The following is a 14,549-nucleotide window of genomic DNA, read 5'->3' as shown; positions in this document are numbered from 1 at the left end:
TCGGACAGAGGTTTCGGTTTGCTGCTCCCCTCCCTTTCGGGGGAGGGGACGAGGGTGGGGCGTGTCCGCAGGCGAGTCGCTGGTGGCAGCGCCCCACCCCAACCCCTCCCCTGAAGGGGAGGGGCTCTCGGACTACGAACACAATCCTTAACCGCTATTGCGACCAAGTTGCATTATCGCCCCGGCCTGCTATGACACGGCCGTCATCAACGGGGCGGGCCTTCCATGTCGCACGATCCAGATATGTCCGGCGGGGGCGCAGGCTGATGGAGGCCGCGATCGTCTGCATGCCGGTGGCGGCCACCGTCGCGCTGGGGCTGATCCGGGTCGGCTGGGACGGGCGGCGCTCACTTGCGCTGGCCGGCTGGGCGCTCGCGATCGCCGCCGCCGTCGCGCTCGCGATGCTGGCCGGCGCCTGGGGCCTCGCCATCGTCGCCACGACCGCGATCGTCGCGGCCCTCGCGATCCTGTTGCGCGACGCGTGGCGGGCGCCGCGGGGAAGGGCGGCGCCGGTGCGCAGCGCGCCTTCGATCGCGCTGCCGCGCCCTACGCTGCGATCGGTCGGTCGGCGCCTCGCGGTCTTCCTGCTCGTGGTGCCGGTCGCCGCCGCCGCGGCAGCGCTCCTCGCCTTCGGCCTGCAAGCCACGCTGGTGCGCGGACGGGCCGCCGAGGCCGATACCGTCGCGCTGATGATGGTCGCGCAGCCCGTGCTCTGGGCGCTGCTCGCCACGGTGCAGATCACGCGGGCGAGCGCGGTCCGCATGATCGCCCCGGCGCTCGCCTGCGCCGCGCTCGGCCTGATACTGTGGTGGCCGCTGTGAAGCACGAGCGGATCGAACGGGCCGCCGCCGCACCGGGCGAGCAGACGCTGGTCCAGCGCTCTCTGGGAGGCCATGCCGCGATCGGATTGCTCGCCGGCGCGCTCCTCTACATCATCGCGCTGAGCGGCACGCTGATCGTGATCCACGAACGCTGGCAGCGCTGGGAACAGCCGGGCGTCCCGGAGATGCAGGCGATCGCGCCCGCCGCCCTGGCCGAGGCGTTCGCGGCGAAGCTGGCGGCCGACGCGGGCCAGCCGCGATCGACCCATCTCTACGCGCGCCTGCCGACCGAGGCACTGCCCCGCACCACCGTGACGAGCGATCACGGCGCCATGGCCGTCGACGCGGCCGGCCGGCCGGTCGAGGAAGAGGCGGGGGGCTGGACCGAGTTCGTCATCGGGCTGCACGAATATCTGCATCTGCCGAGCACCGTCGGGCTGATCCTGGGCGGGGCGCTGGGCGTGATGCTGACCGCCCTCGCCGTGACCGGGGTGGTCGCGCACCCGCGCATCGTCCGCGACGCCTTCCGGCTACGCGCGCGCGGCAACCGCCAGCTCGCCCAGGCGGACTGGCACAATCGCCTGGGGGTGTGGACGCTGCCCTTCACGCTCGCGCTCGCGCTCACCGGTGCCTTCATCGGCCTGGGGTCGCTCAACGGCACGATCCTCGCCAAGGCCTATCACGGCGGCGATCTGATGAAGGTCTACGGCACGATCTTCGGCCGCGAGGGCGCGACCGATTTCCGGCCGGCGGCCCTGCCGGACGTGGCGCGCGCCATGGCCGAGATGCAGCGCCGGTTCCCCGGCGTCCGCCCGACCTACGTCACCATTCACGACCCCGGCACGGTCGGGCAGCACGTGCAGATCCTGGCGGACGTGCCGCGCCGTCTGATCTATGGCGAGACCTTCAATTTCGACGCGGCGGGCCGCTTCCACGGCCGGGTCGGCCTGTCGGACGGGCCGCTCGGGCAGCAGTTCGCGGCCTCCACCTACAAACTGCATTTCGGCAGCTTCGGCGGCCTGCCGGTCGAGCTTGCCTATATGGCCTGCGGGCTGGCGCTGTGCGTGGTCACCGCGACCGGCATGTCGCTGTGGTTGCAGAAGCGGCGGCGCAAGGGTCTGGCCGCGCCCCGTCTCGAGGGGTTCTGGACGGCGGTCGTCTGGGGCACGCCGCTGGTGCTCGTCGCGCTGCTGTGGTGGCGCTGGGCGGCCGGAGCGGCGGTGCCGCTCGGCGGCGGCTTCTGGAGTGCGATGGCGGTGCTGACGCTCGTCGCGATGCTCGCGCCGCGGCTCGCCGATCCGCGCCGGATGCGGCAGGTGCTGGCGGCGAGCCTGGCGGTGACCGCGCTGGGCCATGCCGCGACCGCGGGCGGGCTGGGGGCGGCGCTCGATGCGGGGCTGCTGCTCGCGGCGGCGGCGCTGTTCCTCGCCGACCAGCCGGCGCGGGCCTGAGCCTCAGCCGCCGCGGCGGCGCAGCGCGTGGAGCCGCGCCTGGGCGAGCAGCAGCTCCAGATCCTCGCGATCGATGTCGAAGCTCTCGTGCATGTCGGCCAGCGCGGCGTCGATATCCGCCTCGACGAAGCCCGCCGCCGCCTGCGCCGCGCGCAGCGTCTCGGCCGGCGCGGGCCGGTGCGGATAGGCGCGACCGGTCCAGCGGTGGAAGACCATGCCGAGCGTCACCAGCGCGATCGAGTTGATCCCGACCGGTGCGAAGGCGAAGGCGAAACCTGCGGCATGGATGCTCTGGCTGCCGATCACCGCGGTCAGCGCCGCGGCCCCGCCCGGCGGGTGCAGGCAGCGCAGCAGCGACATGACGAGGATCGCCAGTCCCACCGCCAGCCCTGCCGCGACCGGCGGGTTCGGCACGGCCGCGAACACCGCCACGCCGACCAGCGTCGACAGGATGTTGCCGCCGACCACCGGCCAGGGCTGGGCGAGCGGGCTGGCCGGAACCGCAAAGACCAGCACCGCCGAGGCGCCGAGCGGTGCGACGATGATCGGCAGGTCCGCCGCTGTCATCGGCACGCCGCCGCACACGATCATCGTCAGCGCGATCCCGATCGCCGCGCCCGCACAGGCGATCGCACGATCGGGCCATTGGGCGCCGGCGAGAATGGGTCGGAAGAAGCGCATCGGCGCAGGGGTTCCTGTCAGGGGGCGAGCTCGGGGCGGCCCTTATCGCGATCGTGCCGCGCCTGACCAGCCATCTTTACCTGCGATCAGAACAGCTTGCGCAATCCCAGCCGCACAGAGCGCCCCATCGGATCGAGATAGGCGGGCTGGAAGCGATAGGGCGTCGCGCCGTTGCGATCGACCACGTCGATCCGGTCGTTCAACAGGTTCTCGACCGTGAACTGCACTGACATGCGCTGCGCCCAGGGTCGGCTGACCAGCTTCGCCACATCAACCGATTCCCACAGCACCAGCCAGGTTCGCCCGGAGAAATGCAGATCGGCGGAGGCGAGATCGCTGCGCACCCGTGTCGACCCCTGCACCCGCGCGTAGAAATTGGTGGAGGTGGGGCCGTAGGAGAGTCCCACGGTGCCCTCCACCTCCCAGCGCGGCCGGCCGCCAGTACCGTTGAGCGTCGCACCATCGAGCAGGTCGATGAGCGGGATGCCGGGGCGGAGCAGCAGCCGGTCCTCCAGCCGCAAGGTGGTGGTGGCGAAGGTATAGAAAGAGGGGCGCTGCTTCGGCGGTCGGGGCGGGGGCGCGTCCGCGGTCTTCACGCCCGGCGTGGCGGCGGGCGTGGAGGGCTTGGGGCCGAGCGGGGTCGAGAAGTTGACGGTGGCGCGGATCTGGCGATCGTCCTCGCGCGCGATGTTGACCGAGCGGAAATCGACCGCCACCAGCCGACCGGCGGCGTCGCGGGTGAAGATATCGGGAAAGGCCGCCTGCGCCGCCGCGGTCAGCCCGCTGAGCTCGGCCGACAGGTCGCTGACCCGGGTCGCGGCATAGTCGATGTTCAGCCGCAGGTCGCGGTGCGCGAAGGGGCGCAGCGCCACGCCGGCGGTCGTCACCCGCCGCCGCTCGGGGGCGAGCGCCGGATTGCCGCCAGAGACCGAGGTGACCAGCGACGTGGTGCCGGTGGTGAAGTCGAAGAAGGGTGTGTTCGGCGATGTCAGCACCGGGTTGGTCAATTGGGCGATGGCCGGGGCGGTCTGCGTCGTGTTGACCGACAGGTTCACCTGGACCGGCGACCATCGCGACCAGGTCAGCCCGTAATTGGCGGTCACCAGCCGGCCATAATCGCTGACGTCGGATACGCCGAGCATCGCCGTCGCAGTCATCGTGCCGACCGGCGCCAGCACGTCGCGCTCGCGTTCGGCGATCGGCAGCGTCGCGTTGATGCTGGCGCCGCGCGTGGTCCGCGACAGGGCCAGCCGCGATGCGGCCAGCCCCGGCTGCACGCCGCTGCTGGCGGAGGCGGCATAGTCGGCGGTGACGGTCACCTGCGCCATGCCGGCCGGCAGCCGCAGCAGCGGCCCGTTGGCGGTCGCCTTGCCGGTCAGGGTGCGCGTCAGCGTCTCGCCCCGCAGCACGCGGCGGCTCGCCAGCATGGCGGCGTCAAGCGGCCGAAGCGGATCGCCGCCCGCCCGCACCGCTGCCTGCAGGCCGCTGTCCACGATGCCCTGTTCGGACAGGCTCTCGGCGCGGGTACGATCGTGGCTGGCGGTGACGTTCCATGCCCAGCGACCGATCGCGCCGAAGAGCGCCCCGCCGCCATGCAGCGTCAGGCTGGTGTTGCGCTGGCGCAGCACCGCGTCGGGCAGGGCGCGATAGACGCGGGTGTCGCCGGCAAAGGGCAGCACGTCGCCGCCCCCGGGCACGGTCAGCAGCACCGGGGCGGGGCCATTGCGGCCGCGCGTGCCCTGCGCCTCCATCGTCAGGTTGAGCGAGCCGCTGATCCCGCCGGCCACCGGTCCGGCGAGCGTGCCGCTCGAGCGGATCTGATCGCTCGCCTGCACCAGCCAGCGCCCGGCGCCGGGATCGGTCACCGCGGGCCGGTTCGCGCCCGGCAGATAGGCGGTGAGTGTCGCGCGCTCCGCGGCGGTGGCGGGCAGGGCAGCGACGGTCACCGGCCGGCCCGCCAGCGCGTCGAGCGCCGGATCGATGCTGCCGCCGTTCAGGCCGGTCACATTGCCGCCCGTCGCGAAGAGGAAGCCGGGATCGGGCGTGATCTGCCGCTGCGCCTGGGTGACCGGGCTGGTGCGAACATAGGAGGTATTGAGCGACAGGCGCCGGTCACCGTCGAGCCGCGTCGCGTTCATCTCGGTATAATCGGTGCCGCCGCCTCCTTCGGTCGTGATGCCGGGAAGGAATTGGGCCGCGACGGCGCGGAAGTGCTTCTTGGTGATGAAGTTCAGCACCGTCGCGGTCGGCGGGAAGCCGAAGCGTGCGGCATCCTCGCGCGGCAGCACCTCGGTCTTCTCCATCGCCTCGGGTGGCAGGTCGCTGAGCTCGTCCCAGCCCGAGATGCGGCGGCCGTTGAGCAGCAGGAAGGGATCGCCGCCGCCGCCCGCCGCGGTGAACGGCTTCAGCCTTTGAAGCAGTTCCTTCATACTGGTTGCACCCAGCGCCTCCAGCGCCTGCGCGCCCAGCACCGCCAGCGGCTGGACGTCGCCAATCGCGCTGCCGCGTACCCGCTCGCCGGTAACGACGATATCGCCGGCCTCGGCCGCCGGTGTGGGCTCGCGCGGCGGCTCGGCCGAAGCGTCCTCCGGCGCCGCCAGGATCGCGAACGGCAGGACCAGCCCGCCGACAGCCTTCCGCCGCTGCCTGCCACACCCCGCTCGCATCATCGCCCTCAACTCCCCGCCACGCCGGGCGAGTGCCCGGCGGGACCAGAATGTGAGTCAAAAAAAGGCTTTACTGTGACACGCGCGCAACACTCTCGAAACATGGCAAAACGGCCCGCCGGATCGCTCCGACGGGCCGTTTTCCCTACCGTACGACCGGGCGAATCAGTCGTTCAGATACTCGCCCGCCGCTTCGTCGCTGCCGTCGCCCGACGGGACGACGCTGGCCAGCGGATCGTTGCCGGTGCCGGTGTCGTCGCGGCGCGAACGCTGCTCCTCCGCCGCGCGCAGCTCGGCGGCCGAGGCCGGAGCGACGATCGCCGCCGACAGCGCCCGCTGCTGCGCACGCAGCGCCGCGTCGCGGCTGGAGGCCGCCACGCGCAGGCGGTTCATGCCCGCGCCGGTACCCGCCGGGATCAGGCGGCCGACGATGACATTCTCCTTCAGGCCCATCAGCGTGTCCTGCTTGCCCTGGACCGCCGCCTCGGTGAGGACGCGGGTGGTCTCCTGGAACGACGCCGCCGAGATGAAGCTGCGGGTCTGCAGCGACGCCTTGGTGATGCCCAGCAGGATCGGCTTGCCCTGCGCACGCGCCTGGCCCGGCTCCAGCTTGTCGTTGATCGCGTCCATTTCCTCGCGATCGACCTGCTCGCCCTTGAGCAGCGTGGTGTCGCCGCTCTCGGTGATCTCGACCTTCTGCAGCATCTGGCGAACGATCACCTCGATGTGCTTGTCGTTGATCTTCACGCCCTGGAGTCGATAGACCTCCTGGATCTCCGAGACGAGATATTCGGCGAGCGGCTCGATGCCGAGCACCTCGAGGATGTCGTGCGGATCGGGGCTGCCGCCGATCAGGTTGTCGCCACGCTTGACGTAGTCGCCTTCCTGGACGTCGATCACCTTCGACTTGGGCACCAGATACTCGACGACCTCGCCGCCATCCTCGGGCTGGATGCCGATCTTGCGCTTGGCCTTATAGTCCTTGCCGAACACGACGCGGCCCGAGACCTTGGCGATGATCGCCGCCTCCTTGGGCAGGCGCGCCTCGAACAGCTCGGCGACGCGCGGCAGACCGCCGGTGATGTCGCGGGTCTTGGCGGACTCGCGGGCCACACGGGCCAGAACGTCACCCGCCTGCACCTCGGCCCCGTCGTCCACCGACAGCACCGCGCCCGGCGCCAGCATGTAGCGCGCGGCCTCGGCATCGCCGCCGGCCCCGGTCAAAGTCAGGCGCGGACGCAGGTCCTCCTTCGACTTGGCGGCGTTGCGGAACTCGGTCACCACGCGCTGCGCGATACCGGTCGCCTCGTCGGTCTGCTCGGTCAGGGTCTTGCCTTCCAGCAGGTCCTGATACTTCACGACGCCCGAATTCTCGGTGATCACCGGCATGGTGAACGGATCCCACTCCGCCATGCGATCGCCCTTCGACAGCATGTGGCCGTCGTCGAACATCACATAGGCGCCGTACGGGATACGATGCGTCGAGAGCTCGCGGCCGTCCATGTCGACGATCGCGATCTCGCCCGAGCGGCTCAGCACCACGCGGCGACCACGCTGGTCGACGATCAGGCGCAGGTCGCGGAACTGGGCGGTGCCGTCGACCGGCGCCTCCAGGTTCGACTGCTCGTTGAGCTGCGCCGCACCGCCGATGTGGAAGGTGCGCATGGTCAGCTGGGTGCCCGGCTCGCCGATCGACTGCGCCGCGATCACGCCGACCGCCTCGCCGATATTGACCGGCGTACCGCGGGCGAGGTCACGCCCGTAGCACTTGCCGCACACGCCGATCTTCGACTCGCAGACCAGCGGGCTGCGGATCTTCATCGACTGGATGCCGATCGACTCGATCCGCGCGACCGCGGGCTCGTCGAGCAGCGTGCCGGTCGGGATGATCACCTCGCCCGACTTGGCATCGACCACGTCCTCGGCCGTGGTGCGGCCCAGGATGCGCTCGCCCAGCGACGCGATGGTCGAGCCGCCCTGCACGATCGCCTTCATCTCCAGCGCCCGGGTGGTGCCGCAATCCTCCTCGATCACGACGCAATCCTGCGACACGTCGACGAGGCGGCGGGTCAGGTAACCCGAGTTCGCCGTCTTGAGCGCCGTGTCCGCCAGGCCCTTGCGGGCGCCGTGGGTCGAGTTGAAGTATTCGAGGACGGTCAGGCCTTCCTTGAAGTTCGAGATAATCGGCGTCTCGATGATCTCGCCCGACGGCTTGGCCATCAGGCCGCGCATGCCGGCCAGCTGCTTGATCTGGGCCTGCGAACCGCGGGCGCCGGAGTGGGCCATCATGTAGATCGAGTTGATCGGCTTCTCGCGGCCGGCCATCTCGCCGTCCTCGTAGCGCCGCACCGCCTTGATCTCGTTCATCATCGAGTTCGCCACCTGGTCGCCGCAACGGCTCCAGGCGTCGATCACCTTGTTGTACTTCTCCTGCTGCGTGATCAGGCCGTCCTGATACTGCTGCTCGAAGTCCTTCACCTGGTCGCGCGTCTCGTCGACCAGCTTGTCCTTGTCCGGCGCGATGATCATGTCGTCCTTGCCGAACGAGATGCCGGCGCGGAACGCGTGACGGAAGCCGAGCGCCATGATCGCGTCGGCGAACAGCACCGTCTCCTTCTGGCCGGTGTGGCGATAGACCTCGTCGATCACGTCGCCCACGTCCTTCTTGGTCAGCAGGCGGTTGACGGTCTCGAACGGCACCTTGTGGCTCTTCGGCAGAGTCTCGCCGAGCAGCATGCGGCCCGGGGTCGTCTCGTAGCGCTTCAGATACTGGTTGCCCTGCTCGTCGGTCTGCGGAACGCGGCTGACGATCTTGGTGTGGAGCGTCACCGCGCCCGCGTAGAGCGCCTGATGCACCTCGGCCATGTCGCCCAGCAGCATGCCCTCGCCGGGCTCACCCTCCTTCATCATCGAGAGGTAGTAGAGACCCAGCACCATGTCCTGCGACGGCACGATGATCGGCTTGCCGTTGGCGGGCGACAGGATGTTGTTGGTCGACATCATCAGGACGCGCGCTTCCAGCTGCGCCTCGAGGCTCAGCGGGACGTGCACGGCCATCTGGTCGCCGTCGAAGTCGGCGTTGAACGCGGAGCAGACCAGCGGGTGGAGCTGGATCGCCTTGCCCTCGATCAGCACCGGCTCGAACGCCTGGATGCCCAGGCGGTGGAGCGTCGGCGCGCGGTTCAGCATCACCGGATGCTCGCGGATCACCTCGTCCAGGATGTCCCAGACTTCCTTGCGCTCCTTCTCGACCCACTTCTTCGCCTGCTTCAGGGTCATCGACAGACCCTTGGCGTCGAGGCGCGCGTAGATGAACGGCTTGAACAGCTCGAGCGCCATCTTCTTCGGCAGGCCGCACTGGTGCAGCTTCAGCTCCGGACCGGTCACGATCACCGAGCGGCCCGAATAGTCGACGCGCTTGCCGAGCAGGTTCTGGCGGAATCGGCCCTGCTTGCCCTTCAGCATGTCGGACAGCGACTTGAGCGGCCGCTTGTTGGCGCCGGTGATCGTGCGGCCGCGACGGCCGTTGTCGAACAGCGCGTCGACCGCTTCCTGCAGCATGCGCTTCTCGTTGCGGACGATGATGTCCGGCGCGCGCAGCTCCATCAGCCGCTTCAGGCGGTTGTTGCGGTTGATGACGCGGCGGTACAGGTCGTTGAGGTCCGAGGTCGCGAAGCGGCCGCCGTCCAGCGGCACCAGCGGGCGCAGCTCGGGCGGGATGACCGGCACGACCTCGAGGATCATCCATTCCGGCCGGTTGCCCGACTCGAGGAAGCTCTCGACGACCTTGAGGCGCTTGATGATCTTCTTGGGCTTCAGCTCCGACTTGGTCGTCGCCAGCTCTTCCAGCAGGTCGCGCTTCTCACCCTCGAGATCGAGATTCTCAAGCATGATGCGCACCGCCTCCGCGCCGATCCCGGCGGAGAAGGCATCCTCGCCATACTGGTCCTGCGCGTCGAGCAGCTCGTCTTCGGTGAGGAGCTGATACTTCTCCAGCGGGGTCAGGCCCGGCTCGATGACGATATAGGCCTCGAAGTACAGCACGCGCTCGAGCTGCTTGAGCTGCATGTCGAGCAGCAGGCCGATGCGCGAGGGCAGGGACTTCAGGAACCAGATGTGCGCGACCGGCGCGGCCAGCTCGATATGGCCCATCCGCTCGCGGCGGACCTTCGACACCGTGACCTCGACACCGCACTTCTCGCAGACGATGCCCTTGTACTTCATGCGCTTGTACTTGCCGCACAGGCACTCGTAATCCTTGATCGGACCGAAGATGCGCGCGCAGAACAGGCCGTCACGCTCGGGCTTGAACGTGCGGTAGTTGATCGTCTCGGGCTTCTTGATCTCGCCGAAGGACCAGCTGCGGATCTTGTCCGGCGACGCGATCCCGATCTGGATCTGGTCGAAGGTCTCCGGCTTCGCGAGCGGATTGGCGAAATTGGTCAGTTCGTTCATCTTGCTTTCCTCGCAGGGAGGGAAAAACCACATCCGTTCGCCCTGAGGAGGGACTGAGCGAAGCCGAAGGCCCATCTCGAAGGGCTCGCCCGGCATCGGTCCTTCGAGACGCCGCTTCGCCTTCGCTCAGCGGCTCCTCAGGACGAACGGTGTTACCTGTTACTCCGCGGCCTCGGCCATGCCGTCGTCCTGAACATCCTCCATCGACTTCAGGTCGACGTTGAGGCCCAGCGAGCGCATTTCCTTGACGAGCACGTTGAAGCTCTCGGGGATGCCGGCCTCGAACGTGTCGTCGCCCTTGACGATCGCCTCATAGACCTTGGTGCGGCCGACCACGTCGTCGGACTTCACCGTCAGCATCTCCTGCAGCGTATAGGCGGCGCCATAGGCCTGGAGCGCCCACACCTCCATCTCGCCGAAGCGCTGGCCGCCGAACTGCGCCTTTCCGCCCAGCGGCTGCTGGGTGACGAGCGAATAGGGGCCGATCGACCGGGCGTGGATCTTGTCGTCCACGAGGTGGTGGAGCTTCAGCATGTAGATGATGCCCACCGTGACCTTGCGGTCGAACTTGTCGCCGGTGCGCCCGTCATACAGGTCCGACTGGCCCGACGTGTCGAGGCCCGCCAGCTCCAGCATGTCCGACACGTCCTTCTCGACTGCACCGTCGAACACCGGGGTGCCCATCGGAATGCCGCCCTTCAGGTTGCCGGCCAGCTCGATGATCTCCGAGGCGTCGCGGCCGCGCAGGTCGTCGAGATAATGCTCGCCGTAGATCGTCTCCAGACGCTCCTTGACCGCATCGGGCATGTCCCCCGCCTTCGCGTCGGGATTGGCATCGCGCCAATCCTCCAGCGCCTGCGCGACCTGCTGGCCCAGGCCGCGCGCGGCCCAGCCCAGATGCGTCTCGAAGATCTGGCCGACGTTCATGCGGCTCGGCACGCCCAACGGGTTGAGCACCAGATCGACCGGCGTCCCGTCTGCGAGGAAGGGCATGTCCTCCTGCGGCAGGATGCGGCTGATCACGCCCTTGTTGCCGTGGCGGCCGGCCATCTTGTCGCCCGGCTGCAGCTTGCGCTTCACCGCGACGAACACCTTGACCATCTTCAGCACGCCCGGCGACAGCTCGTCGCCGCGCTCCAGCTTCTCGCGGCGGTCGTGGAACTTGTCCGTGATCCGCTTGGCCGCCTCGTCATACTGGGCCTTGACCGCTTCCAGATCCGCCTGGCGCGCATCGTCCTGCACCGCGAACTTCCACCATTCGTGACGGTCGACGCTGTCCAGCAGCTCGACGTCGATCGCCGAGCCCTTCTTGATGCCCTTGGGCGCGGCAGTCGCGACCTGGCCGAGCAGCATCTCGCGCAGGCGGCTCCAGGTCGCCCGGTTGAGGATGGTGCGCTCGTCGTCGGCGTCCTTCTTCAGGCGCTCGATCTCCTCGCGCTCGATCGCCATCGCGCGCTCGTCCTTGTCGATGCCGTGGCGGTTGAAGACGCGCACGTCGACGATCGTCCCGGCGACGCCCGGCGGCAGGCGCAGCGACGTGTCGCGCACGTCCGATGCCTTTTCGCCGAAGATGGCGCGGAGCAGCTTCTCCTCCGGCGTCATCGGGCTCTCGCCCTTCGGCGTGATCTTGCCGACCAGGATGTCGCCCGGCTCCACCTCGGCGCCGATATAGACGATCCCCGCCTCGTCGAGGTTGCGCAACGCTTCCTCGCCGACGTTCGGGATGTCGCGGGTGATGTCCTCCGGCCCCAGCTTGGTGTCGCGGGCCATCACCTCGAACTCGTCGATATGGATCGACGTGAACACGTCGTCCTTCACGATCCGCTCGCTGATGAGGATCGAGTCCTCGTAGTTGTAGCCGTTCCAGGGCATGAACGCGACCAGCGCGTTGCGGCCCAGCGCCAGCTCGCCGAACTCGGTCGACGGGCCGTCGGCGATGACGTCACCGACATTGACCACGTCACCCACCTTCACCAGCGGACGCTGGTTGATGCAGGTCGACTGGTTGGAGCGCTGGAACTTCATCAGCGTGTAGATGTCGACGCCCGACTCGGTCGCGCTGACCTCGCCGGTGGCGCGGATCACGATGCGGCTCGCATCCACCTGGTCGACGATGCCGGCGCGCTTGGCGGCGATCGCGGCGCCCGAATCGCGCGCCACGGTCTCTTCCATGCCGGTGCCGACGAACGGCGCCTCGGCCTTGACCAGCGGCACCGCCTGGCGCTGCATGTTCGAGCCCATTAGCGCGCGGTTGGCGTCGTCATTCTCCAGGAACGGGATGAGCGAGGCGGCGACCGACACCAGCTGCTTCGGCGACACGTCCATCAGCGTGATCGTCTCGGGCAGCGCCATCAGGAACTCGCCCGCCTGACGCGCGGACACCAGCTCCTCGACGAAGCGGCCCTCGTCGTCCGTCTCGGCCGAGGCCTGGGCGACGGTGTGCTTCTGCTCCTCCATCGCCGACAGGTAGACGACCTCGTCGGTCACCTTGCCGTCGATCACCTTGCGGTACGGCGTCTCGATGAAGCCGTACTTGTTCACGCGCGCGAAGGTCGACAGCGAGTTGATCAGGCCGATGTTCGGGCCTTCCGGCGTCTCGATCGGGCAGATGCGGCCATAGTGCGTCGGGTGGACGTCGCGGACCTCGAAGCCCGCGCGCTCGCGCGTCAGACCGCCCGGCCCGAGCGCCGAGACGCGGCGCTTGTGCGTCACTTCGGACAGCGGGTTGGTCTGGTCCATGAACTGCGACAGCTGCGACGAGCCGAAGAACTCGCGCACCGCGGCGACCGCGGGCTTCGCGTTGATCAGGTCGTTCGGCATCACCGTCGAGACGTCGACCGACGACATGCGCTCCTTCACGGCGCGCTCCATGCGGAGCAGGCCGACGCGATACTGGTTCTCCAGCAGCTCGCCCACCGAACGCACGCGGCGGTTGCCGAGATTGTCGATGTCGTCGATCTCGCCCTTGCCGTCCTTCAGGTCGACCAGCGTCTTGACGACGGCGAGGATGTCCTCGGTGCGCAGCGTCGTCACCGTGTCCGGGCAGTCGAGGTCGAGGCGCATGTTGAGCTTGACGCGGCCCACCGCCGACAGGTCGTACCGGTCGGGATCGAAGAACAGGCCGGCGAACAGCGCCTCGGCCGTCTCCAGCGTCGGCGGCTCGCCGGGGCGCATCACGCGATAGATGTCGGACAGCGCCTGCTCGCGCTCCTCGGCCTTGTCGGCCTTCAGCGTGTTGCGGATCCACGGACCGGTGGTGACATGGTCGATGTCGAGCAGCTCGATGGTCGAGATGCCCGCCTGGTCCAGCTTTTCGAGATTGTCCGCGCCGATCTCGTCGCCGGCCTCGACATAGATCTCGCCCGTCGACTCGTTGATCAGGTCATAGGCCGAGTAGCGGCCATAGATCTCCTCGGTCGGGATCAGCAGCTCGGACAGGCCGTCCTTGGCCGCCTTGTTGGCGGCGCGCGGGCTGATCTTCTGGCCGGCGGCGAACACCACCTCGCCCGAATTGGCGTCGACGATGTCGAACAGCGGCTTCACGCCGCGCCAGTTCTCGGCCGCGAACGGGATGCGCCAGCCGCCCTCGCCGCGGACATAGGTCACGCGGTTGTAGAAGTAGTTGAGGATCTCTTCCGAGTTCATTCCCAGCGCATAGAGCAGCGCCGTGACCGGCAGCTTGCGCTTGCGATCGATGCGGACGTTGACGATGTCCTTGGCGTCGAACTCGAAGTCGAGCCACGAGCCGCGATAGGGGATGACGCGCGCGGCGAACAGATACTTGCCCGACGCATGCGTCTTGCCGCGGTCGTGATCGAACAGCACGCCCGGCGAACGGTGCATCTGGCTGACGATGACGCGCTCGGTGCCGTTGATGAAGAAGGTGCCGTTCTCGGTCATGAGCGGCATGTCGCCCATGTAGACATCCTGCTCCTTGATATCGATGACCGACTTGGCCTCGGTATCCGGATCGACCTCGAACGCGGTCAGGCGCAGGGTGACGCGCATCGGCGCGGCATAGGTGATGCCGCGCTGGCGGCACTCTTCCACGTCGAACTTCGGCGGCTCGAGGACATAGTCGTCGAAGTCGAGATAGGCGGTGCCGGCGAAATCCTGGATCGGGAAGACCGACCGCAGCGTCTTCTCCAGCCCCGAGACATGGCCGGTGGCCTTGTCCGAGCGCAGGAACTGCTCGTAGCTCTCGCGCTGCACCTCGATCAGGTTCGGCATCTGCACGACTTCGTGGATGTTGCCGAAAACCTTGCGGATGCGGCGCTTGGCGGTGCCGCCCTTCTGCTCGCGCCGTGCGGTGCCGCCGTCGATCGCCTTGGTTGCCATGGAGTTGCTTGCCTCGTCAGCCAGAATTACCGGCGCAGGGGTCGGACGCAAAAAAGCCGATCGCAACCCGTGCGTCGGCTTCCAGCGTCCTGAACCGGCAGCCTCCCATTCGATCGACGCACTGCGCGACGGCGCAT

At 68.5% G+C, this 14,549-nt stretch carries 6 protein-coding genes; 2 read left to right on the top strand and 4 right to left on the bottom strand.

Annotated features, from left to right (window positions below; genetic code table 11):
• Positions 1 to 266 precede the first annotated feature (266 nt).
• Together IEX18_RS08485 and IEX18_RS08480 are read left to right on the top strand one after the other, a co-directional pair.
• The gene (locus IEX18_RS08485; protein WP_188658281.1) at positions 267 to 821 is read left to right on the top strand and encodes a hypothetical protein; all 555 of its coding nucleotides are present in this window, start codon (positions 267 to 269) and stop codon (positions 819 to 821) included.
• Positions 809 to 2,272, top strand: coding sequence for a PepSY-associated TM helix domain-containing protein (locus IEX18_RS08480; protein WP_229664454.1), 1,464 nt, complete (start codon positions 809 to 811; stop codon positions 2,270 to 2,272). Before IEX18_RS08485 ends, IEX18_RS08480 begins: the two co-directional genes overlap by 13 nt.
• Before the next feature lie 3 nt (positions 2,273 to 2,275).
• On the opposite strand, the gene IEX18_RS08475 is transcribed toward IEX18_RS08480, so the two are convergent.
• From IEX18_RS08475 to rpoB, 4 genes are all read right to left on the bottom strand, one after another.
• Complete coding sequence (locus IEX18_RS08475; protein ID WP_188658280.1) at positions 2,276 to 2,953, bottom strand: HPP family protein; 678 nt, start codon at positions 2,951 to 2,953, stop codon at positions 2,276 to 2,278.
• An 86-nt stretch (positions 2,954 to 3,039) separates the two neighbouring features.
• Positions 3,040 to 5,622, bottom strand: coding sequence for a porin family protein (locus IEX18_RS08470; protein WP_229664453.1), 2,583 nt, complete (start codon positions 5,620 to 5,622; stop codon positions 3,040 to 3,042).
• A 162-nt stretch (positions 5,623 to 5,784) separates the two neighbouring features.
• Positions 5,785 to 10,074: a DNA-directed RNA polymerase subunit beta' gene (rpoC, locus tag IEX18_RS08465; protein ID WP_188658279.1), complete on the bottom strand. Its 4,290-nt coding sequence runs from the start codon at positions 10,072 to 10,074 to the stop codon at positions 5,785 to 5,787.
• A 159-nt stretch (positions 10,075 to 10,233) separates the two neighbouring features.
• Positions 10,234 to 14,412 carry a DNA-directed RNA polymerase subunit beta gene (gene rpoB, locus IEX18_RS08460; RefSeq protein WP_188658278.1) on the bottom strand — a complete coding sequence of 1,393 codons (4,179 nt, stop codon included), beginning with the start codon at positions 14,410 to 14,412 and terminating at the stop codon, positions 10,234 to 10,236.
• Positions 14,413 to 14,549: the final 137 nt, after the last annotated feature.

The organism is Sphingomonas metalli, assembly GCF_014641735.1.
Lineage (GTDB): Bacteria > Pseudomonadota > Alphaproteobacteria > Sphingomonadales > Sphingomonadaceae > Sphingomonas > Sphingomonas metalli.
The sequence above is the reverse complement of the archived record's forward strand: the minus strand, read 5'-3'. Positions and strand labels throughout refer to the sequence as shown.